Source organism: Streptomyces lasiicapitis (genome assembly GCF_014646335.1).
GTDB classification, from domain to species: domain Bacteria; phylum Actinomycetota; class Actinomycetes; order Streptomycetales; family Streptomycetaceae; genus Streptomyces; species Streptomyces lasiicapitis.
In genome coordinates, this window is sequence record NZ_BMNG01000010.1 from 249,789 (window position 1) to 270,908 (window position 21,120).

Below are 21,120 nucleotides of genomic sequence, written 5' to 3' on the forward strand. Positions count from 1 at the left end.
ACGGAGCTTATCGGGTGAACGGGGATGTGGATCAACCCGGTCCGGTCCGCGCTACGGGCCGGTACGGGGACTTTCGGCCGAGAACGTTCGGTGGCTGCACGGAGTGCCGTTCGCCGACTTTCGGCATGTGCCACGAGGGCCTGCGGGGCTTTTCGGCGGGAGCGGCCGCCTCACTCCGGGTCCGACGGCCGGGCGAGAGACCTGATTCACCATGGAGTGTGCGTCCGCAAGCTTGTCCATTTCCAGGGGGTCCCGCGCCGATGGGCGCTACCGTGCGCGATCCGCTCCGGTCGCGCGAGATCGGATACGGACACGGTGCGCCGGGATCTCCAGCTCCCTCAACTCCCGTACTCGACGAGGCCGGTGGGCATCACCACACGCCGGTACGCGGCTACGCCCTCGGTCTGCCGCTCATCCTCCCCCCTCCGCTCCCGTATCCGCTCCACCAGCAGCCTCCCCGCCGTGCGGCCCAACTCGTCGCTGTCGTAGTCGACGAGGGTGAGCGGCAGGCCGAGGGCGTCGGCGAGTTCGAAGTCGTCGAAGCCTGCCAGGGCGGTGTCCGTGCCGGTGGCTCGGATGGCGCGGAACGCACCTATGGTGTTGCGGTTGTTGGAGCAGAACAGTGCCGTCGGCGGGTCGGGCAGGGCGAGGAGCTGTGTGGCGGCGTGCTCGGCAGCGGCCGGTTCGGTCTGGCCTTGGCGTACGAGGCTCGCGTCTGCGGGCAGGCCCGCGTCGGCGTGGGCCGCGGTGTAGCCGCGCAGGCGTTCCGTGCCGGTGTGGACGGCGGGCGGTGAGCCGAGGAAGCCGATGCGGCGGTGGCCGCGGGAGAGCAGTCGGGCCGTCGCTTCGCGTGCGCCGCCGAAGTCGTCGACCAGCACGCAGTCCGCGTCGAAGCCTTCGGGCGGGCGGCTGGCGAGCACCACCGGTACGCCGCCGTCCGCCGCCGCGGCGAGGTGGCGGTGGTCGGAGCCCGCGGGCACGGCGATGATGCCGTCGACGCGGCGGGCCACCAGGTCCGCCACCAAGTCCCGTTCGCCGTCCAGGTCCTGGCCGGTGTTGCCGATGACCGTCTTCAGACCGTCGGCCGCCACGACCGAGTCCACGCCGAGGGCGAGCCGTGAGTAGAAGGGGTTGGCGAGGTTGGTGACGACCAGGCCGACCAAGCCCGTGCCGCGGCCCAGGCGGAGGCTGCGGGCCACTTCGTTGGGTCGGTAGCCGAGGGCAGCGGCTGCGGCGCGTACGCGGTCGCGGGTCGCGGGCAGCACGCGCGGGTCGTTGCGCAGCACCCGGGACGCGGTCATCGCGCTGACCTCGGCACGCTCGGCGACGTCACGGAGGGTGGGGGGCTGCCCGGCCCTGGACTCCCGCGGTTCGGGCATGGCGGTGCGTTCCTTTCGTTTCCGACGGGGCTGTGTGGTCGGTTCCGGGGGCGGGCCTGTCTCGTACAAAGGCCGAATGACCCCCTGAGCTTCCGTACCCACTCACCCCGCCGCCACGTAGACCCCCGCCCCCACCAGCCCCGCGTCCTCCCCCAACGCCCCCGCGCACAGCGTGACCGGAGTATCCCCCAACGCGTCGCGCAGCGAGGGCTCGACCACGTCCCAGGAGCGGGCGAGGCCGCCGCCGACCACCAGCGCGGTGGCCTCGAAGTCCCGTACGTGTGGGGCGAGAGCGCGACCGAGCGCGGTCAGGGCCTCGTCGAGTACGTGGGCGGCGCGCGCCTCGCCCGCCCGCGCCCGCGCGGCGATGTCGGACAGCTCCGCCTCCCGGTCCCCGTACCGCGCGAGCAGCGCCCGCCGCGACACGACGTCCTCCAGCGGGCGGCCTTCGGACTTCAGCAGGTCGGCGCGGCCGAGCGGCGGCACCCCCGGCCCGTCCCTGCGTACGTCCCCGTCCACCAGGAACGCCGAGCCCACGCCCGTGCCCAACGTGATGCCCACGCAGCGCTGGTGCCCGCGCGCGGCGCCCGCCGTCCACTCCCCGAGGGCGAAGGCGTGCGCGTCGTTGAGGAAGACGGTGCCGGCGGGGCGCGGCCATACGCCGTCGAGCAGGACCGAGCCCACGTCGATGCCGTACAGGTCGTCGAACTTCCCCACGCCTTCGAAGCGCGCGACGCCCTTGTCGTAGTCGAAGGGGCCGGGGACGGCGACGCCCCACACCGCGGCGGCGGGGGCGTCGACCTGCGTGGCGCAGCGGACCACCGCGCCGAGGACCTGCTCGGCGGTACCGCGCGGGTCCAGGGTGCGGTGCGCGCGGCGGAGCACCTGGGCCGGGCCAGTTCCGGAGTCGGCGTCGGCGCTGGTAGCGACGAGCGCGGCGGTCACGTGCGTACCGCCGATCTCCAGCACCGGCCTCCAGAGCTCCCGCACCGGCCTCATGACCGCCCCACGTCCGGACCAGACGCGCGGCGCCCCGCCTCGGCCGACAACCCCACCAACGCCTTGACCACCTTCGCGCCCCCACCCCCCGCCACGATCCGATACGCCCCGACCGCCGCCGGAACCGTCAGCGTCTCCGCGTACGCCAACACATGGCGGTGACCCGCCGCCGTCAGGATCTCCACACCCTCCCCCTCCACCACGTTCAGGACATGGAAGCGGCCCGCCGTGTCGTCGTGGGCGACGGCGCCCGCGTCCAGGGCGTACCGCCGTACCTCGTAGAACATCTCGTCGAGGGCGCCGATGACGTCCTCGTGCCAGCCGTCACCGGAGCGCAGGAGGCGGGGTTCCTGGACGAGGTCGCGGGTGACGGCGTCGCCGCGGCGGTGGGTGTCGAGGTTGGCGAGGCCGTGTTCGTAGGGGAGTTGGCGGGGGCGGCCGTCGGCGTCGGGGCGGAGCCAGTCGTAGAAGCGCAGGCTGTAGAGGTAGGGGGTCGCGCTGATCTCCAGGACGAGGTTGCCTGCGCCGCTCGCGTGCGGGGTGCCGGCCGGGATCATGAAGAGTCGGCCCTGTTCGGCGGGGAACGTCAGGACGTGGTCCGCGGGGTCCATCGGCACGCCGTCCTGGGCCGCCTCCTCGACCTCCTTGCGGAACAGTTCGACGTCGGCGTCCTCGCGCAGTCCGAGGAACACGCGGGTGCGGGGGCTGCCGAGGGTCATGTAGTACGTCTCGTGCTGGGTGTAGGGCCAGCCGAACCGTTCGCGCATGTACGGCTCTCGCGGGTGGCAGTGGACCGACAGGTCGCCGCCGTCGACGGTGTCCAGGTAGTCGAAGCGGATCGGGAAGGACGTGCCGAAGCGGGCGCGTACGTCCGTGCCGAGGAGTTCGTCCGGGTGCAGGGCGCACAGGAGTTGGAAGGGGATCTCGGCCTGGAGGTCGGGGCCGGTGCCGATGAGGACGCCCACTTCGGGGGCGATGAGTTCGTAGCCGAGGGCCGTGTTGCGGGCGCCGGGGTCGAAGCCGAGCGCGCGCTGGGCCCATTGTCCGCCCCAGGGTGTGGAGTTGAAGTAGGGGCGGGTGCGCACCGGCTGTCGGGCGAGGGCGGCGAGGGTGGCCCGCAGGCCGGGCCCGTCGACGTACACGGGCCGGTCCGGCTCCTGCGTGTCGAGCCAGGCGTCGACGCGCGGGGCGAGGGTGTCGCGGTGGCGGTCGAGCATCGGCCAGTCGACGTAGAACAGCCGCCGCAGGTCGGCGCGTTGGCCCGGGAGCCCGAGGTTCCGGCCGGTGCCCGCGGCGACGGCCGCCTCCGCGTACCGCTTGGGTACGTCGGCGTACCAGAGGCAGTCGTGCGGGACGAGCGCGGCGCCGGGGCCGTGGACCAACAGCAGGCCGTCCGTGGGCCGTTCGGGGCGGGGAAGCGCGTCGAAGAGGTCGGTGAGGGGGTTGTCGGCGAGTCGGCAGTAGTAGGGGTCGCCGGAGCCGTCGTCGGTGCGGCGCCGCACCTCGTCCGGCGGCGCGTGGTGGGCGGTCGTGTCGAGGGTGCGCACCGGCACTCCCTCGGCGGCCAGGGATTGGGCGAGGTGGGCGGCGAGGCGGGGGAAGTCCACGGACGGCGGCCCGTCGATCGCCACCGTCGCCGGGCCCTTGGGCAGTTGTGCCGCCACGGCGCGCCGGCCGGCGGCCAGCACGGCCCCCGGCGCGGGGCCGTATCGCGGGTCGAGCCGGTACACACGTTCTCCTTCGTGCAGTGGTGCGGGCGGTACGGGTGGTTCAGGGGCGGGCGTACGCTCGCCCACCCCGCGGGTTCACGGACGTACGAGCAGCACAGCCACCGTCGCCAGCGCCGGCACGGCGAGCCTCATAACCCCCTCCACACACGGCAGTTCGGCGCCCTTCGCCCCGAGATAGTCGGCCCGGTACGCGGCCCGCACCGGAAAGCGGGCCAGAACCCGGCACTCCACCGCCTCCTCCGCGAACGACTGGAGCCGCAGCAGCACTTCACCGGCCCGCGGCACCGTCGCACCGACGAGCCGGACCCGCTCGTCGCCGAGCTCGACGAAGGCGTGGGACGCCACATCGGCCTCCCCCGCACCCCGGGCCCGCACCGCCCGCAGCGGCCTGCTGAACGCCGCGGCCGTGCGCGGCCCGAGCCCGTCGGCGGTCGGCGCGCACGCGAGGCTGTAGCGGAAGGTGAACTCGAAGCCCTGGGCGCTCGGGAAGTTGGTGTCCCACAGGTTGTTGTGGATCCAGGAGAAGACCGTGGCGGGCTCGTCGTGGCCCATCGTCTTCGGGAACGGCGCGTACGGCAGCGCGACATTGCCGAACTGCACGAGCGGCGCGTCCTGCGTGGACCAGGCGACCGCGCACCCCGCGTCCGCGAGGGTCACCCAGCGGCGCACGGCCCGCATGTGGAGCGCGGACCCCGGCACCACGGGCAGGCCGCTGCCGGTGACGCCGCCGGTCGCCTCCATGCGGACGGCCGGGTCGTCGAAGGCGAAGGGGAACGCGAAGTAGGCGCTCTCCTTGCCCAGGGTGCGGTCCTTGTCGAGGCGGTTCTCGATGTCGAGGCGGGGCACACCGCGCGGCAGGGTCAGGGTGACGCGCAGCCGGTTGGCGCCGGCGGGGCGTGTCTCGTACGTGAGCGACTCCGCGGTCGTCGTGGAGGTGCGGGCGATGAGCGCGGCGGGCGGGGCGACGGCTCGTTTCCCGAGGTGTTCGAGGCGGTCGGAGGCGGTGGTGCGGCTGGAGTTGTGGTTGAAGCCTCCGGAGGTGGTGTAGCTGTCGTGGAAGTAGCCGTTGAAGCCGACGACCGGGTCCGCGCGGACGAGTTCGCGGCCGGTCGACTTGTCGATGATCGAGGCGACGCAGGCGTGCGCCAGGTCGACGCGGACGGCGAGGTGTTCGTTCTCCAGGAGGGTCGGCGCGGGGTGGGCGAGGGCTTGCGCGGCGGCCTCGGCGGGGTCCTCACGTTCGGTGCCGCCGGTGGGGTTCCAGCCGGTGGCGGCCTTGACGACGGTGGTCCCGCCCGCCTCGGGAGTGCCCGTGTCGTCGGCGGTGACGTCGAGACGTACGGAACCGACCGCGGGCACGTCGTCCACGCGCACCACGAGGAACCGCCCGGCGTCCCGGTGGTCGGCGTTGCTCTGCGGCCGCTCCTCGTGCACGAGCCGCCGGCCGCTGCGGCCGTCCCGAACGGCCACAGCCTGTGCCGGCGGCACGCTGCTCTCCGGCAGGAAGATCCGTACGACGTCCGTGCGCGGCCATGAGCAGGTGTTGACCACGTGGTACGTCGCCAGGGCGTCCGGCGCGGCGGCGAGCCGCTGGCCGAGGCGGGCGCTCGCCCGGTGCAGGAGCGCGTTCCCGTCGTCGTGGGCGCGCATCGCCTGCCCGTACTTCCAGTGCCACTGGTGCTCCCCGGAGTGGCCGCCCTCGTCGCCGTGCGTCCACGGGTCGCCGGCGCCCCAGGTGTGCTCGTCGAAGAGCGACACCGCTTCGTAGACCCCGGCGGCGTCACGCGTGTCGTCCTCGGCCCCCGTGGCGTCGAGGAGGGCGGCGAACGTGCCGATGGTCTGGGCGTCGGCGACCACGGACTGGGCGGTGCGGGCGAGCGACAGGGGCCGCGCCCCGGATCCCACGCCGTCGACCCACCAGTCGGTCCAGTCGCCCTCGAAGGTGGCGATCCCGCCGCCGAGCCTGGCCTCGGCGTCGCGGAAGAAGTCCTCGTTGCGGGAGAGCCGGAGGCGGGGGTACGCCCACGTCTCGTTCCAGCGGCGCACGGTGTCGGCGATGACGCGGCGCGGCGGCGCGTTGTCGCCGAACTTGCCCTGGACGCGCAGGTGCAGGACGTCCCAGGGGTAGGGCTCGCGCTTGATGTCCTCCTTGTCCATGGCCCAGCCGAAGATGCCGCCCGGGTAGGGGTAGGGGTGGCTCGCGAGGGACGTCAGATAGGCGGGCAGCAGGTCGTCGACGTCGGCGTACGCGGTGTCGAAGCCGAGGAGCGGGCCCTCCATGTACGCGAGCCCGTGCGGAGTGTCGGTCATCCACACCAGAACGCTGTTGCCGCTGGGCGCCCGCCACCGGAAAAGGCGCGGCAGCTTCTCCCCGCCGACCAGGTGCGGCACCGACCGCCCCGCCCAATTGTGCGCCACGGACAGGTACTTGATCCCCGCACCCGCCAGCGCGTCCACCAGGCCCACCACCGCGCCCGGCACGTCCGTCTGCATGGCGGAGGTGAAGCGCACCCCGTAGCGGTCGCGTATGTCGTGGGCCAGGCGCAGCAGTTCGTGCAACTCGTCCGTGGAGCAGGTCTCGGTGTGCAGGTTGAACGGCAGCGCCGTCAGCTCGATACGCCCCTCCCCCACCCGGCGTATCAGCTCCGCGACCTGCTCCGCGGGACGAGAGTTCGCCCACTGCCGGAAGGACCACAACGACTCGACGCACCACCGGAATTGGGACTCGGCGGGCCAGTCGTCCGTCGCCCGGGTCAGCTCAAGACAGGAGTCGAGGAAGGACAGGTGCTCGTTGAGGACCTGCCCTTGCGGGTCGGTGTATCCGATGTCGAGGTGTGAGTGGTGCACCAGGTGGATGGTCCACTCGCGCTGCGGTGTGAGGCGTACGTCGATGTCCTCGCCGCCGCCCGGCAGGCCGACGGTGACGCGGGTGGGCGCCGCGACGGCGGGCACCAGCAGCCGCACGGAGTGGCCGGGCCCGGCCACACGCTCGGCGCGCAGCACCGCCCCCGATTCCGTACGCACCTCCAACTCACCAGGCAACACAGACCCGTTGACGGGCTCGACCCGCAGTGACTGCAGCAGCGTGCCGTCGTCGGCGTACCGCATCAGGGGCTCCCCGGTGAGCCGCAGTACGCGGCCGTCGAGTGTGCCCTCGGCTGCGACCACCGAGGCACGCAGGCTCGCGCGGATGCGGTCGTTGTCCCAGTCGGTGGTGCGGACCAGGGCGCGTGTCGTCATGCGGATGGCTCCCGGGTGGTCGTGGGTCAGCGGGTGGAGGCGGTGATGCCGCGCAGGAACAGGCCGCGGAACACCAGGAAGAGCAGGAGGGTCGGGGCGGAGACGACCAGTGCTCCGGCGAGGATCACGGGCGGCCCCGAGGAGGAGTAGGCGTTGTTGAGGGTGGTGAGGGCGGCCATCACGGGCTGTACGTCGGCGCTGCGGCTGAGGGTGATGCCGAGCAGCAGGTCGTTCCAGACGGCGGTGAACTGGAAGAGGAAGGCGGCGCCGAGCCCCGCCCGCATCAGGGGTACGTGGATGCGCCAGAAGATCCGCCCGAAGGACGCCCCGTCGATCAGCGCGGCCTCCGTCAGCTCCGGGGGCATCGTGGTCATCTGATTGCGGATCAGGAAGAACGCGAACGGGACTGCCCAGGCCACGTACACCAGCATCAGGCCGAGCCTGGTGTCGTAAAGATTGGCGTCCGCGTACAGACCGAAGAGCGGCGCGAGGAACATCTGGAGCGGGAACAGCGTGCCCGAGTAGATCAGCCAGAACCAGAACGCGGGCCTGGGGATGGGCAGGACGACGACCGCGAAGGCCGCCATCGCGGCGACGAGCACCGCCACGAGCCCGCACACCGCGGCGTACAGGAGCGAGGCCTGGAAGCTGTCGCCGATGCCCGCCTCGGTCCAGGCCGTGCGGACGTTGTCGACGAGGTCGAAGCCCTGGAAGGTCCAGTCGGGCCTGCCCTCGTACTCGGTCGACGGGGTCAGCGCGTTGACGACGAGCAGGTAGAGCGGGATCAGCCAGAGCAGCACACATCCCGCGACGAAGAGGTTGCGTACGACACGTCCCACGGCCCGCTCCCCTCCTCAGCCCCTCGCCCAGCCGGTGTCGGGCATCTGGCGGCGCAGATAGGCCCAGGACGAGGCGACGACGATGACGGAAAGGACGAGGGCGATCGCCGAGCCGTAGCCCACGTGGAACAGCCGGAACGCCTCGCGGTACATGGTCAGGGCGAGGGTCTCCGACGAGCGCGACGGGCCGCCCTTGGTGAGGATCCAGATCAGGTCGAACGCCTTCAGGCTGTTCACCACGGCCATGCCCACGACCACGACGGTCACCGCCCTCAGCTGGGGAAGCGTGATGTACCGGAACATCCGCCACCCGCTCGCCCCGTCCAGCTCGGCGGCCTCGACGGTGTCCCGGGGGATGACGCGCAGGCCGATGGCGAACAGCACGACGTTGATGCCGGTCGCCTGCCAGGTGCCGGCGACGATCAGGGCGAGGGTGTTCTGCGGCCACTCCAGGAGCCAGGTCTGCGCCCACGAGTCGAGGCCAACGCCGCGCAGGAACTGGTTGACCGCGCCGTCGGAGGTCAGCATGAAGTTCCACAGGACGGCGGTGGCGGCGGCCGAGATCGCGAACGGCAGCACGATCACCATTTGCGCGATTCCGCCGAACCGCATCCGGTGCGTGGCGACCGCGATCAGCAGCCCGAGCAGCACCGGAAGCAGCAGCGTCCCGGCCACCCACATCAGGGTGTTGAGCAGCGAGCGGCCGAAGACGGGGTCGTCGGCGAGCCGCGTGTAGTTGTCGATGCCGGTGAAGCGGCTGGTGAAGCCGTCGTCCTCGAAGAAGCTGCCGTACACGCTGCGGAAGAACGGGTAGACGAGCAGCACGCCGACGAAGGCGAAGGCGGGCAGCGCCCAGGGCAGTGCGGCCAGGGGTCCGCCGAGGCGGGCGCTGGGGCGGACGGCCTGGTGGGGTGTGCGGTGGGGCACGCGGCGGCGGACGCGGCGCGGCTTGGCTTCGGCGGGGGCGGAGGCCGGGGCGGGGGTGGCGATCTCCGTCATGTGCGCTCTCATGCGCGCCCTCATGTGCGCCCTCATGTGCGCTCGGCCTCCCGCCACACCTTCCAGGCCTCGTCGGCGCGGTCCTGCATGGTGCGCAGGACCTTGCGGTACGAGGACGGGTTCAGCAGAAAGCCCGCGAGGTCGTCGACGGTCGCCTCGACGAGCTCGGGCGGGCCCTGCTCCCAGAACCGGTTGAGCAGCCACAGCCGGTCTCCCCGCACCTTCTTGGCCAGTGCGCCGACGACCGGATTGGCGGCGGGGACCTTCGGGTTGGGGCAGCCGTCCCCGAGCGCGTGCGAGAAGGCCTTCATCACCGCCGGGTGCATCCAGTTCCTGGTGGCCTTCAACGCCTCGGCGCGGTCGGGGCCCTTGACGGTGGCCACCAGGGCGCTGGACTCGAAGACGACGGCAGGACGGGCCTTCGGGTCGGCCATGGGCAGCACGAAGGCGCTCACGTTCTTGCCCGGTTTGCCGCCCGATGCCGTGAGGGTGGAGCCGAGCCAGGTGCCGCAGGGCAGCATGCCGACCTTGCCGTGCACGAGGGCCGCCGCGGCGTCGACGTGGTTCATGTCCATCGGCGTGAACCAGTCCTTGTCGAAGAACGAGGCAAGGGTGCGCAGGGCGCGTTCGGCGCGCGGGTCGGTGTACTTCTCGCGGCCGTTCATCAAGTCGTCGTAGAACCGGGGGTCCTGGCGGCTGAGGATCTCCTGGAACCAGATGAACGAGGGCCAGCGGCCGTCGGCGGTGCCGTGCAGCGGGGTGACGCCGTTCCGCTTCAGCCGGTCCGCGGCGGCGAGGAAATCGCCCCAGGTGCGCGGGGGTTGTAGGCCGTGCTCCGCGAAGACCTCGGGGTTGTGGAAGAACACCCAGTACGCGAGGTTCATCGGCAGTCCGTAGACGCGGCCCCGGTACGTGAACGCCTCACGCAGCGACCGGTCGGCCCAGCCCCGGGCGACGGCCGCGTCCCACTGGCCGCTCAGGTCGGCGATGCCGCCGGTGCGGGCCAGGTCCTGGAGCCGGTAGCCCGACCAGTACTTGAGCATGTCCGGGGTCTTGTTCGTCCGCAGCGAGGACTTCACGACCTGCTCGAACGACTCGAGCGACGGATTGACTTCGGGTACGAGCCGCAGCCCCGCGACCGACTTCATCGCCGCCCCGGCCGCGGCCATCGGCGCCGACCAGGCGGCGCTGTCCCCGAACACGGCGACCTTGCCTGGGGGTTGGCCCTTGGCGGTGCCGCAGGCGGTGGCGAGGGTGCCGGCTGCGGCGGCGGCTGCGGTGAGGAGGGCGCGGCGGGGCACGGGCGGGTGCGCGGGGTGCGCGGTGGGCTTCGTACCTGGCATGGGGTGCCCCCACAGGTGGGTCCCGGGCGTCCGTCCCGGCCGGTGTTAGCGTTAACACGAGCGTGGTGGAGCGTCGTGGCGGTGGGGGTGGTTGTCAAGGGAGTGCGGGAGGGGTGGGGTGGAACAGGGGCTGGATCGCGCCAGCCACGCCGCGCGTACCCCACACTGCCGCCGCCGACCGCGACACCAGAGCCGTGCGCCCTGCACCAGTCCAGCAGGACAGACAGCCCTCGTACCGCCGAAACTCGGTTGCCCGGTCCGCCGTCCCGGCAACACCATCGCCCCATGGCCACCGCATCCCTCGCCGCCCCGCTGCCGCCCGCCTCCGCCGCCCGTCCGGCGAAGGTTCAGCAGCAGCCCGGCCGACCGTGGAGGCCCACGCTTCCTCGCCGGTGACCGGGTACCTGGTCGCGGGGCTCCTCGCCGGTTATGGCATCGCCATGCCGGTCGGAGCGGTCGCGGCCCACCTGGTGGCACTCACCGCCCGCACCTCGCTGCGGACCGGTGTCTGCGCGGCGCTCGGAGTCGCGACCGCCGACGGCTTGTACGCCTTGGTCGCGACGGTCGCGGGCGCTGCGGCGGCACCCGTCGTCAGCCCGCTCATGGGCCCGCTGCGCTGGATCTCCGCCTGCGTGCTCACCTCGTTGGCGCTGCGCTCGGCCGCGTCGGCCCTCGCCCAGCACCGCAGGCCGCCGCACGCGGCCGGGGAGGACGATGAGGACCCGACGTCCGCGTCCCGGGCGTACACGAGCCTCCTGGGCATCACCCTCCTCAACCCGACCACCGTGCTCTACTTCGCCGCGCTCGTCGTCGGCGGCCAGTCCGACGCAGAGCCCGACCGCCTCGGGCAGGCGGTGTTCACCCTCGCCGCCTTCGTCGCGTCCGCGAGTTGGCAACTGTTGCTCGCCGGGGGCGGAGCGCTGCTCGGACGAGCGCTGACGGGTCGCCGGGGACGGCTGTGTACGGCGCTCGCGTCCAGTGCGCTGATCATCGGGTTGGCGGTGCATCTGGTGGTGGCGGCACCGTGACTTCAGCGGGGCTCATCCCCGGCGCCACGGAGGCGACGTCCACGGAACCACCCTCGACGCCCCGGCGTCCCTCCCCGCACACCATCATGATCACGACACGCGACGGGAAGCGACCCCCCGGACCGCGATCGTGACCGAGCACCCCCTAAGGAGGAGCCCCCACATGCCGGGAACCACCGCCCGCCACCTCTACCTCGCCCGCCACGGCGAAGCGACCCCGGACGAGTCCGACCTGACCGACCGAGGCCGCCGCCAGGCAGCCCTGCTCGGCGAACGCCTGCGGGACATCCCCCTGGCGGAGATCAGCCACGGCCCACTCCCCCGCGCCAAGCGGACGGCCCACCTGATCCACGCCCAACGCAACAGCACCACCGCCAGCACCACCGCGCTGACGCCCTCCGAAGCCGCCGGCGACTACATCCCCCATCTCCCCACCCGCGACGAACTCCCCGAGGACGCGGCCGACGCCATACTCGACCGTCTCTCCGCCTTCCCCGCGGACGAACGCGACCGCGGCCCCGCCCTCGCGCAGGCGGCCCTCGACCGCTTCACCGGCCCGGTCGAGGGCGACGTACCCCGTCACGAACTGGTCGTCACGCACAACTTCCTCATCGGCTGGCTGGTCCGCGCCGCCCTCGACGCGCCGCCGTGGCGCTGGATCGGCCTCAACCACGCCAACGCGGGCCTCACCGTGATCCGTTACGCGCCGGGCCGCCCGGCGTCCCTGCTTCTCTACAACGACACCGGGCACCTGCCACCCGAACTCCGCTGGACGGGCCTGCCGCCGGAACTGCACGTCTGAGCCCGAGCAGCCGTACCGCCCCGCGCAGGCTCCGCGCCCCCTCAGTGGGCGTGCGGCTCGCGCCGGTGTGTGGGGCCGTGCCCGTTGGCGCAGTGGGGTGCCGCACCGGCCCCGGCGGGCGCGGACACAGCGGCCGGGTGCGGGGCGTGGTCCGTGGTGCCTTCCGGGTCCTCGTGGTCGATCTGGAGCGTGGTGTGCGTGAGGCCGTACGTTTCGGCCAGGAGTGTGTCGAGGTCGCGGCGTACGGCGTGGCAGTCGCCGCCGGGGTGGACCAGGACGTGGGCGGACAGGGCGGGTTCGCCGGAGGTGATGGTCCAGATGTGCAGGTCGTGGACCTCCGCCACGTGGGGCGCCGTGGCGAGCCGGTCGCCGATGGCGTCGGGGTCGAGGCCCGCGGGCGCCGCCTCCAGCAGGATGCGGCCGGAGTCGCGGAGCAGTCCGCAGCCCGCCTTGACCATGAGGACGACGACGAAGAGCGTGGCGATGGTGTCGGCGCGCGCGAAGCCCGTGGTCATGACGACGACACCGGCGACGGCGGTGCCGATGAACGCGTACAGGTCGTTGAGGATGTGCTGGTAGGCGCCCTCGACGTTCAGCGATGCCCGGTTGGCCTTGGACAGGCACCAGGCCGCGGCGAGGTTGACGGCCACGCCGGTGAGGGCGGTGGCGAGCACCATCCAGCCGGTGACCTCCGGCGGGTGCAGCAGCCGCACCACGGCCTCGTAGCCGAGCCAGACCGCCGCGAGCAGCAGGGTGAGGCCGTTGGCCTGGGCGGAGAGTATCTCGACGCGCTTCAGTCCGAATGTGTACGTGCCCTTGGCGGGGCGGGCGGCGAGGCGCATCGCGACGAGCGCGAGGATGATGGAGAAAGCGTCCGTGAGCATGTGGACGGCGTCGGACAGCAGCGCCAGCGAACCGGACACGAACGCAATGGCGGTCTCCACCGAAATGAAAACGCCAATCAATACAAGTGCCAGCGAAAGCCAGCGCCTGTCGGCGTCGGCGGAGACGCCGTGGCTGTGCCCGCCATGGCTCCCTGCCTGGTGGTCGTGCCCGTCGTGGTGCGTGTGAGCGTGCCCCACAGGAAATTCCCCCAAGGTGTCGCGGCGGCCAACTCACGGCAGTCAAGCGCACATTGACGAAGCCCGCAAAGGCTGCATCGGTGACCGTTTTCAATGCCGAAAACAGCGACTGCCGATGCCTTGTCGGGGACGCCGGAATTCACCTCGCCGGCAACGGCCGAGAAATGACGTTTGACGTCGCGCTCTTTTCCGCGCTCCCGAGCGTCACGCGCCGTCTGACGTGCAGATGCCCCGGCGCGGGGAACGGCGGCCGCACGGGGAGGACGGCGTTCAGCTCGTACCCCGTCTTCTCCGCGACGCGGCACGACGCCGCGTTGTCGACCTGATGCAGCAGGTGCAGCCAGTGCAGCCCGCCGCCACCGAAGGTGCCGAACGCCCAGTCGGTGAGCGCGTCGAGGGCCCGCGACGCGACCCCACGCCCACGCGCCCGCGCCGCCGTCCAGTACCCGACCTCACCGACCCCGGTGGCGGCGCGCGGCCCCTTGACCACGACGTTGGCAACCAACCCCGACAGCGCCCCTTCGCCCTGCTCCACGACGGCGAAGCTCAGGTAGTCGCCCCGCTCCCAGCCTCTGTGCCGCACCTCCAGCCAACGCGCGGCGTCCGCGCGGTCGGAGACGGGCATGCGCGTCCAGCGCCGCATCAGCGGATCGCGGTACACATCGATCAGCGCAGCCGCGTCGTCGTCCCGCCACGGTCGCAGCACCATGCCGGGCAGCCCGTCCGCGCCGGGCACGCGCAGGGTGGCGGTCACGGACGCGTCCACTCCCGCGCCGAAGACGTACAACACCTGCGGCTCGCCCCACTCCACGAACGTGTCCGCCACCGTCGCGCCGAGCCCTTCCAGCAGCCGCCGGGACCGCCGGTTCGCCGCCTGCGTCACCGCGACCACCCCGGACGCGGAGGAGCGGACCCCGCTCCCCGCCCAGTCCACGACGGCGGCGACGGCCTCGCGGGCGTACCCCTTCCCCCAGTGCTCTGGCAGGAACTGGTACGAGACCTCCGTGCGGCCGTCGCGGGCGTCCGGCGCGGCCACGGCGAGGCCCAGTACGGCGCCGTCGGCGGTCCGCACGACGCTGAACACGCCCCTCGCACCCACGCAGTGGCTCCTGCGGGCGCGCACCACGTCCTCCGCGACGGGGCCGCCGAGATGCCGGCGCACCTCGGGGTCCGTCCACAGCCGGACGACGTCCGGAACGTCCGGCTCCGCCACGGGACGCAGGGTCAGGCGCGGCGTCGCGAGGGAGACCGGCCAGTCGATGGCCGTGCGGGCAGGGGACGTCGGGGGTGGTGCGGGCTGCTGTGCTGTCATGATCCCATCTCAGCAGAGCGGCCCGCCGCCCCCTCTTCCGGCTACGGCGCGGGCACCGTGTCCTCGAACTCCGTGCCCGCGTCCCGGTACGCCGCGACCCGCTGGCTCGCCTGTGCCGGAGTGAGGACCTGGTCCTTGACGTGCAGGACGTAGTCGACCTGCTGGTGGTAGGAGCGGGGCTGGCTGCCGGGCTGACCCGCCAGGTCGATCAGCCACTGGTTGAAGTTGATGGACATGGGGCGCTCGGGGAGGTACGCGGCGTCGTGGGTGCCGAAGTGCTGCCCGTCGATGTAGTACGTGATGGTCCGGTCGTCGATGGTGAGCACCAGGTCGTGCCAGCCGGCGTAGCTTTCGCGGCGCTCGGTGTGCTGGTTGACGGCCTGCCAGGGGTCGGGGTTGTACGTCTCCCAGGACGTCGTGTACAGGATGTTGCCGCTCTCGCCCCAGCCGCCGTTGGGGAGGTACTCGAAGTCGTACTCCGAGTAGTCGTCCGCCATGGGGGCCTTGAGGTCGTTGATGGTGAAGAACGTCTGGACGACGCGGTCGCCGTCGGGTCCTGAGGGCGGGGCGTCGCTGAACTTCACGCGGGCCGCGTAGGTGCCGTTCTTGAACTTGGCGGAGCGGGTGAGGACCTCGGTCTGCTCGGTGCTCGCGGCCGTGCCCGCGGTCTTGGTCTCCAGGTTCATGACGGAGTTCCCGCCGGCCGAGGGGAACGTGACGTTCCGCGGCACCCAGGAGGCGCCGGGCACACCGGGACCGCCCGCGTTGGAACGAACGCTCCAGCCGCGCGCGGACAGGCGCGGGTCGTCGTGGGCGGTGTAGGTGAAGTCGTCGAACAGGACGGCGTCGGCAGCCTCGCCGCGCGGGGCGGAAGCGCGGGAGTCGGCTCCTGCGGGGAGCGCCGTCAGGGCCGCGCAGGCGAGGGCGCTGGTGAGGGCGACGGCGGTGCGCAGGCGTGTGCGCCTGGTGGGGGCGGGCGTCACGGGCTGGGTCATCGGGTGTTCCTCTCCGGAACGGGAACTGTGGGGGAATCCGGGCGGCCCGCCGTCGTGCGGGGGCGGGGCGTCCGGCAGTCGCGAAAGCCTCGACTTGACCAGTTGTGTCAACTGGTCAAGTGACCACTTGACGGTGAATGAAGGTGGCACGCCCCCACAGACCCGTCAACCCTCGGCGCGTGAGCCCGACCGACTACCAACTCACGTACCGACTCCAGGAGTTGGTGCCTCCGTTACCCCCGGGGTGCGATCGTGATGGCTACACTTCGCTTGACCAGCGACGCGGCGGAGGGCGACATGGAGACCGACGCACCGGGGACGGTGCTCAAGCGGGAGCGTGTGCGCGACTTCGTCCTGGAACTCATCGAGTCGAGGCAGCCCGGCGACGGCATCCCGTCGGAGCGGACGCTGTGCGCCCGCCTCGGCGTGTCCCGGCCGACGCTGCGGACCGCGGTCGACGAACTCGTCGCGGCGGGACTTCTCGTACGCGAACACGGCCGCGGCATGTTCGTGGCACCGGCGAAGATCACCCAGGAGCTGGTCTCCGAGCGGGCGACGCTCACGGTGCCCCAGGCGGCGGGCACCTGGTCGAGCCGCCTGCTCGAGTTCACCACGGTCGCCGCCGGCGCCCGGGTGGGCCGCAGGCTGCGGATGTCACCGGCGGGGCAGATCGTGTACGTGGCGCGGCTGCGGCTCGTCGACGGCGTACCGATGGCCGTCGAGCACCTGCACCTCAAGGCCGACCTGGTGCCGGGTCTCTCGGCGCGGGAGCTGGAGGCGGGCGATCTGTACGCGCACCTTCGCGAACGGCACGGGGTGCGGGTGCACGAGGCGACGCAGACGATCGAGCCGACCGTCGTCACCCGCTCCGAGGCACGCCTCCTCGACGTGCCCGAGCTCTCGCCCGCGCTGCTCTTCGAGCGGCTCACCACGGACACCTCGGACCGGCCGGTGGAGTACGTCCACTCCCTGTACCGCGGCGACCGCTACCGCATCGTCTCCCGCCTTTCCCTCGGCCCCGCGACCACACCCGACCCGGCGTCCGACCCGGCGCCCGGCGGCCACCACCCCGGCATCCCGCCCTGCGACTTCGCGGGCGGCGACCCCGTGACGTCATCCACCCTGGGGGACGTGCAAGATACGCAGGAGCAGCCGTGACCCCGGCCACGGCACCTCCGACCCCCCAGTGGAGCGACGCATGACGGCAGAGCGCGACCCCCTCGTGATCGACACCAGCAAGCCGCATCCGGCACGGGTCTACGACTGGCTGCTCGGCGGCAAGGACAACTACCTCGTCGACCAGGAGCTGGGCCAGAAGCTGCCCGCGGCGGCCCGCGCCAACGCGGCCCGCAACCGCGCCTTCATGCACCGCGCCGCCGCGTGGCTCGCCCACCAGGGCATCGATCAGTTCCTCGACATCGGCACCGGCATCCCCACCGAGCCGAACCTGCACCAGATCGTGCAGGCGATCACTCCCTCGGCCCGGATCGCGTACGCCGACAACGACCCCATCGTGCTGCGCCACGCCGAGGCGCTGCTCGTGAGCACGCCGGACGGCGCCACCACGTACATCCAGGCCGACGTGCGCGAGCCGCAGGACATCCTCGAACACGCCCGCGGCTTCCTGGACTTCCGGCGTCCCGTCGCGCTGTCCCTCATCGCGCTGATGCACTTCATCACCGACGAGGAGGATCCGTACGCCCTGACCCGCACCCTGGTCGACGCGCTCCCGCCGGGCAGCTTCCTGATGTTCTCGCACGGCACCGCCGACGAGCACCCGGAGCTGGAGAAGTCCGTCTCGACCGCGTACAAGGAGGGCCAGGTGCCGCTGCGGATGCGCACGCGCGCCGAGGTCGCCCGCTTCTTCGACGGCCTCGACCTGGTCGAACCCGGCCTGGTCAGCGCCACCGACTGGCACCAGGAAGGCCCTGCTCCCGCGCGCGAGCGCAGCGGCTTCTACGTGGGCGTGGCCCGCGTCCCGGAGGCCCCGCGCGAGTGACGTCGGCGGTGCGGCCCCTGCCCGGCGGCCGCGCCGCCCCCTAGGGTGCGGCCATGGACCTGGACGAGGACCTGCGCGAACTGACCCGCGAGGAACTGGAAACCGAGCTGCGCCGCCTCCGCGCGGCCGTCCGCACCCACCGCGACAGCACCGGCCACGACCTGTGCTGGCACCACCCGCAGCTCTGGGATCTCCTGCCGGAGCGGGTCGAACCCGCCGTGGCCGTCCCGCCGTGGCCCCGCTTCATGCGCGGCTGCGTGCGCTACCGGGAGTCCCTCGAGGCCCAGTTGCCGGAAGCTCCTGTGGACGACCGGGAGTACGGCGAGTAGGCCCCTTCCGCACCCGGAGGGCGGCCTTCACATCGGCGGGGTCGCCGGGGCCGGGCCCAGGGTCGTGGTGCCGGGGGCCGCGCGGTGGCCGAGGCCGGTGCGGTAGGCGTCCAGGGCGGCTTCTATGCGGCCGGTGCGGCGCAGCAGGTCGCCGAGGAGACGGCACAGGTCGGCCAGGTCGCCCGCGGCGCTGGAGCGTTCGAGGAGGGAGAGGGCGGCGCAGTAGTGCTCCTCGGCGCTGTCGGTGTCGCCGCGCTCCTCGGCGATCAGGCCGAGGAGCCGGTGGGCGCCCCCGGCGTGCACGGCGCCGCGTTCGGCGCCCAGGGTGCCGGGCTCCTCGCCGGAGGTGAGCAGCGGCCGCAGCAGTGCCTCCGCCTCCTCGGCCTTGCCGCGCCGCCGCAGGACGTCCGCGAGTTCGACCTCGACCTGCTCGGTGAAGAGCGCGGCGCGCTTGGAGGCGAGCATGTCGCGGGCGGTGCGCAGCTCGCTCTCGGCCCCCTCCAGGTCGCCGTCCTGGGCGTGGACATAGCCGCGCATCCAGTGGCAGTGGGCGAGTTCGGTGCGGATCTGGAGATGCCGGTAGAGCTCCTGGGCCTTGGCGAGGGACGCGTCCGCCTCGGCGGTACGGCCTTCGGCGATGAGGGTGCGGGCGACGCCGCGGTGCATGTGGGCGACCAGTGCCGGATCGCTGACGCGCGGGGCGAGGGCGAGGGCGAGTTCGGCGGCCTGGGCGGCGCGGGCGTGCGCGCCCATGTCCATGTAGGGGGCGATGGAGGCCGTGTAGAGGAGCAGCAGGGCGTCGGGGTCGTGCAGGCCTGAGGCGTTGAGTTCGTCGAGGGTGGTTTCCAGGAGGTAGCAGGAGTAGCGCAGTTCGCCGGTGAGGAGGTGGGCGGTGGCGCGGCCGCGGATGGCGGGGACGCGCAGCGGCAGGGGCTGGTCGGCGAGGAGGCGTTCGACGGCGGCGAAGCAGTCGCGGGCGTCGGTGAGTTCGCCGGATTCGAGCAGGCAGTCGCCGAGTCCCAGGAGGGCGGCGGCCTGCTCCTCGAGGAGTTCGTGCGCCACGGCCTCCTCGGCGAGGGTGCGGAAGACCGCGGCGGCGTCCTCGGGATCGCCGGTGGCGAGGGCGCGCCGCGCGTCGGTCAGGCGCAGTCGCAGGTCCGTGGCCAGGTGGGCGGGGCGTCCTGTGGCCAGTTCCTCGTAGCCGACGCCGAGCCGTCCGGCGAGATGCCGCAGCGCGGACTCCGACGGCCGCACCCTGCCCGACTCCAGCGTGGAGACGTACGCGGCCGTGTAGGCGGGCTCGGCCAGCTGGCGCTGGGTGAGCCCCCGTTCGGTACGCAGCCGCAGCACGCGGCGGCCGATCTCGACGGGGTCGTCGAGCCGCACGCCCTCGGGACTGTTCTCCGCCACCTCTCCCCTTCCGTAGGTCAGGGCCCCGAGCTAAGTCGATGTCGGCGGTGGTGCATAGATGCCGGTAAGAATTCGGCCTTCTGTCACCCTCACGGGGGTCGGGACCTGGTGCGCGGTGAGCGGCCACCAGCGGTCGGGCGGGCAGCCCCGCCGGCGTGAACTCACGTGTCCCATAAGTAACTTGCGCATCGGCATTGCCTGAAGCCTCCGCAGCCTCTACGTTGAGCGGCGCCTTAACCAGGCTTAACTCGCCACTTATACGGCGGATTTCGGAAGGACCCCCACCATGCGCAGACGCAAGTCCGGCATAGCCAGACGTACGCCGCTCAAGATCGCAACAGCCGTCGGCGTCGCCCTCGCGGCGACTCTCGCCGCCACCGCGGGTGCCACCGCGGAGCCGGAACCCGGACCCACCGCCTCCCGGCCCACCCAGTCCACCCAGCACGTCGAGTACTTCACCGGCCCCGACGGCCACCCCCGGCACACCGAAGTGCCGGTCTCCGACCCCCTCACCAGCAAGGAGCGCAAGTCCGTCGCGGACGACGGCACCGTCGTCCCGATCGTGCAGAACGGCCCGGTCGGCTCCAAGGCGGACGTCGTCTTCGTCGGCGACGGCTACACCGCCGCCCAGCAGGAGGACTTCCACGCCGACGTGCGGACGAAGTGGGCGGAGGTGTCGGCCGTCGAGCCATACCGCTCGTACAAGAACCTCTTCAACGTCTGGGCCGTGGACGCGCACTCGCGGCAGTCGGGCGTCTCGGGCGACCCGACGAGCGACGTCCGCAAGGACACCGCCCTCGGCTCGGCGTTCTACTGCGACGGCATCGAGCGGCTGCTGTGCGTCGACACCAACAAGGTGGAGGCGTACGCCAGCAAGGCCGCCGATCCGGACCTGGTGATCGTGCTGTCCAACTCCACCAAGTACGGCGGCGCGGGCTACAACGACATCACCTCGCCGTCCGGCTACGACGGCATCGCCACCGGCTCCTCCGACCACGCCCAGTCCTCGCAGGTCGTGGTGCACGAGACGGGGCACTCCCTGGGCAAGCTCGCGGACGAGTACGTGTACGAGGAGTACGGCACGTACACGGGCGCCGAGCCGTGGGAGTCGAACATCAGCAAGCTGACCGCTCCCCAGCTCACCGCGCAGAAGAAGAAGTGGTACCGCTGGATCGGCCAGTCCTCGCCGGACGGCGGCACCGTCGGCGCGTACGAGGGCGGCGGCTACTACCCGCGCGGCCTGTACCGGCCCACGGAGAACTCGATCATGCGCACGCTCGGCCGGGAGTTCAACTCGCCCGGTCGCGAGGCGATGATCGCGGGCTTCCACCGCCACGCGCCGGCCGTCTCCGCCGTCACGCCCACGGACACCGAAGTGCGGCGGAGCCAGCGCGTCAAGGTGCAGGCCGCCGAAGGTGTGCGGCTGCGGTGGTCCGTCGACGGGCGGTCCGTGAAGAAGGGCGCCGACGCGCGGTCCATCACGCCGAAGGCCCTGGGCGTGCCCGCCGACGGACGCGCGCACGAGGTCACGGTGCGGGCCACGGACCCGACCGGCGCGGTCCGCGACCCGGAGCTGCGCAAGCTCCTCAAGGGTTCGGTGACGTGGCGGGTGGCGCGGTGACGCGTCACGTGAA

Annotated in this window: 16 protein-coding genes and 1 pseudogene; 6 read left to right on the top strand and 11 right to left on the bottom strand. The window is 72.3% G+C overall.

Annotated features, from left to right (window positions below):
* Window positions 1-338: 338 nt before the first annotated feature.
* From IEY91_RS22810 to IEY91_RS22840, 7 genes are all read right to left on the bottom strand, one after another.
* Window positions 339-1,379, bottom strand: a complete 1,041-nt coding sequence (locus tag IEY91_RS22810) for a LacI family DNA-binding transcriptional regulator (RefSeq protein WP_164317180.1) — start codon at window positions 1,377-1,379, stop codon at window positions 339-341.
* 102 nt (window positions 1,380-1,481) lie between these two features.
* Window positions 1,482-2,378 carry an ROK family protein gene (locus IEY91_RS22815; protein ID WP_164317182.1) on the bottom strand — a complete coding sequence of 299 codons (897 nt, stop codon included), beginning with the start codon at window positions 2,376-2,378 and terminating at the stop codon, window positions 1,482-1,484.
* Window positions 2,375-4,108, bottom strand: coding sequence for a class I mannose-6-phosphate isomerase (locus IEY91_RS22820; protein WP_189175470.1), 1,734 nt, complete (start codon window positions 4,106-4,108; stop codon window positions 2,375-2,377). The genes IEY91_RS22815 and IEY91_RS22820 overlap by 4 nt, the downstream gene beginning before the upstream one ends.
* 75 nt (window positions 4,109-4,183) lie before the next feature.
* Window positions 4,184-7,348 (bottom strand): glycoside hydrolase family 38 N-terminal domain-containing protein, encoded by a 3,165-nt coding sequence (locus tag IEY91_RS22825; protein WP_189175471.1) that lies wholly within the window; start codon window positions 7,346-7,348, stop codon window positions 4,184-4,186.
* Between the two features lie 26 nt (window positions 7,349-7,374).
* The gene (locus IEY91_RS22830) at window positions 7,375-8,187 is read right to left on the bottom strand and encodes a carbohydrate ABC transporter permease (RefSeq protein ID WP_189175472.1); all 813 of its coding nucleotides are present in this window, start codon (window positions 8,185-8,187) and stop codon (window positions 7,375-7,377) included.
* 15 nt (window positions 8,188-8,202) lie between these two features.
* Window positions 8,203-9,186 carry a carbohydrate ABC transporter permease gene (locus IEY91_RS22835; RefSeq protein WP_189175473.1) on the bottom strand — a complete coding sequence of 328 codons (984 nt, stop codon included), beginning with the start codon at window positions 9,184-9,186 and terminating at the stop codon, window positions 8,203-8,205.
* Window positions 9,187-9,218: 32 nt separating this feature from the next.
* Window positions 9,219-10,529, bottom strand: a complete 1,311-nt coding sequence (locus IEY91_RS22840; protein WP_229697169.1) for an ABC transporter substrate-binding protein — start codon at window positions 10,527-10,529, stop codon at window positions 9,219-9,221.
* Window positions 10,530-10,897: 368 nt separating this feature from the next.
* Between IEY91_RS22840 and IEY91_RS22845 the strand changes: the two genes are divergently transcribed.
* Together IEY91_RS22845 and IEY91_RS22850 are read left to right on the top strand one after the other, a co-directional pair.
* Entirely contained in the window at window positions 10,898-11,557 is a 660-nt protein-coding gene (locus tag IEY91_RS22845) for a LysE family transporter (RefSeq protein ID WP_229697170.1), read from the top strand.
* Window positions 11,558-11,720: 163 nt separating this feature from the next.
* Complete coding sequence (locus IEY91_RS22850) at window positions 11,721-12,359, top strand: histidine phosphatase family protein (protein WP_189175474.1); 639 nt, start codon at window positions 11,721-11,723, stop codon at window positions 12,357-12,359.
* Between the two features lie 41 nt (window positions 12,360-12,400).
* Here IEY91_RS22850 and IEY91_RS22855 read toward each other — a convergent pair whose 3' ends face one another.
* From IEY91_RS22855 to IEY91_RS22870, 3 genes and pseudogenes are all read right to left on the bottom strand, one after another.
* Window positions 12,401-13,456 (bottom strand): cation diffusion facilitator family transporter, encoded by a 1,056-nt coding sequence (locus IEY91_RS22855; protein ID WP_373288000.1) that lies wholly within the window; start codon window positions 13,454-13,456, stop codon window positions 12,401-12,403.
* 124 nt (window positions 13,457-13,580) lie between these two features.
* Window positions 13,581-14,753, bottom strand: coding sequence for a GNAT family N-acetyltransferase (locus IEY91_RS42515; RefSeq protein ID WP_306309911.1), 1,173 nt, complete (start codon window positions 14,751-14,753; stop codon window positions 13,581-13,583).
* A gap of 41 nt (window positions 14,754-14,794) precedes the next feature.
* Window positions 14,795-15,595: pseudogene (locus IEY91_RS22870) on the bottom strand (glycoside hydrolase family 16 protein); the annotation flags it as partial.
* Window positions 15,596-16,045: 450 nt separating this feature from the next.
* On the opposite strand from IEY91_RS22870, the gene IEY91_RS22875 reads away from it, so the two are divergent.
* From IEY91_RS22875 to IEY91_RS22885, 3 genes are read left to right on the top strand one after another with little or no spacing between them, the layout of a single operon-like run.
* Complete coding sequence (locus IEY91_RS22875) at window positions 16,046-16,906, top strand: GntR family transcriptional regulator (protein WP_189175596.1); 861 nt, start codon at window positions 16,046-16,048, stop codon at window positions 16,904-16,906.
* Window positions 16,907-16,946: 40 nt separating this feature from the next.
* Window positions 16,947-17,747 (top strand): SAM-dependent methyltransferase, encoded by an 801-nt coding sequence (locus IEY91_RS22880; protein ID WP_189175475.1) that lies wholly within the window; start codon window positions 16,947-16,949, stop codon window positions 17,745-17,747.
* Window positions 17,748-17,800: 53 nt separating this feature from the next.
* Complete coding sequence (locus IEY91_RS22885) at window positions 17,801-18,076, top strand: hypothetical protein (protein WP_229697172.1); 276 nt, start codon at window positions 17,801-17,803, stop codon at window positions 18,074-18,076.
* A 27-nt stretch (window positions 18,077-18,103) separates the two neighbouring features.
* On the opposite strand, the gene IEY91_RS22890 is transcribed toward IEY91_RS22885, so the two are convergent.
* Window positions 18,104-19,486, bottom strand: coding sequence for a tetratricopeptide repeat protein (locus IEY91_RS22890; protein WP_189175476.1), 1,383 nt, complete (start codon window positions 19,484-19,486; stop codon window positions 18,104-18,106).
* 286 nt (window positions 19,487-19,772) lie between these two features.
* On the opposite strand from IEY91_RS22890, the gene IEY91_RS22895 reads away from it, so the two are divergent.
* Window positions 19,773-21,107 (top strand): M64 family metallopeptidase, encoded by a 1,335-nt coding sequence (locus IEY91_RS22895; RefSeq protein WP_189175477.1) that lies wholly within the window; start codon window positions 19,773-19,775, stop codon window positions 21,105-21,107.
* Window positions 21,108-21,120 lie beyond the last annotated feature (13 nt).

What these genes read in the sequence shown, in the direction of transcription:
- IEY91_RS22810 (WP_164317180.1), bottom strand. Translation starts at nt 1,379, where the DNA reads ATGCCCGAACCGCGGGAGTCCAGGGCCGGGCAGCCCCCCACCCTCCGT.
- IEY91_RS22815 (WP_164317182.1), bottom strand. Translation starts at nt 2,378, where the DNA reads ATGAGGCCGGTGCGGGAGCTCTGGAGGCCGGTGCTGGAGATCGGCGGT.
- IEY91_RS22825 (WP_189175471.1), bottom strand. Translation starts at nt 7,348, where the DNA reads ATGACGACACGCGCCCTGGTCCGCACCACCGACTGGGACAACGACCGC.
- IEY91_RS22835 (WP_189175473.1), bottom strand. Translation starts at nt 9,186, where the DNA reads ATGACGGAGATCGCCACCCCCGCCCCGGCCTCCGCCCCCGCCGAAGCC.
- IEY91_RS22840 (WP_229697169.1), bottom strand. Translation starts at nt 10,529, where the DNA reads ATGCCAGGTACGAAGCCCACCGCGCACCCCGCGCACCCGCCCGTGCCC.
- IEY91_RS22850 (WP_189175474.1), top strand. Translation starts at nt 11,721, where the DNA reads ATGCCGGGAACCACCGCCCGCCACCTCTACCTCGCCCGCCACGGCGAA.
- IEY91_RS42515 (WP_306309911.1), bottom strand. Translation starts at nt 14,753, where the DNA reads ATGACAGCACAGCAGCCCGCACCACCCCCGACGTCCCCTGCCCGCACG.
- IEY91_RS22875 (WP_189175596.1), top strand. Translation starts at nt 16,046, where the DNA reads ATGGAGACCGACGCACCGGGGACGGTGCTCAAGCGGGAGCGTGTGCGC.
- IEY91_RS22880 (WP_189175475.1), top strand. Translation starts at nt 16,947, where the DNA reads ATGACGGCAGAGCGCGACCCCCTCGTGATCGACACCAGCAAGCCGCAT.
- IEY91_RS22885 (WP_229697172.1), top strand. Translation starts at nt 17,801, where the DNA reads ATGGACCTGGACGAGGACCTGCGCGAACTGACCCGCGAGGAACTGGAA.
- IEY91_RS22895 (WP_189175477.1), top strand. Translation starts at nt 19,773, where the DNA reads ATGCGCAGACGCAAGTCCGGCATAGCCAGACGTACGCCGCTCAAGATC.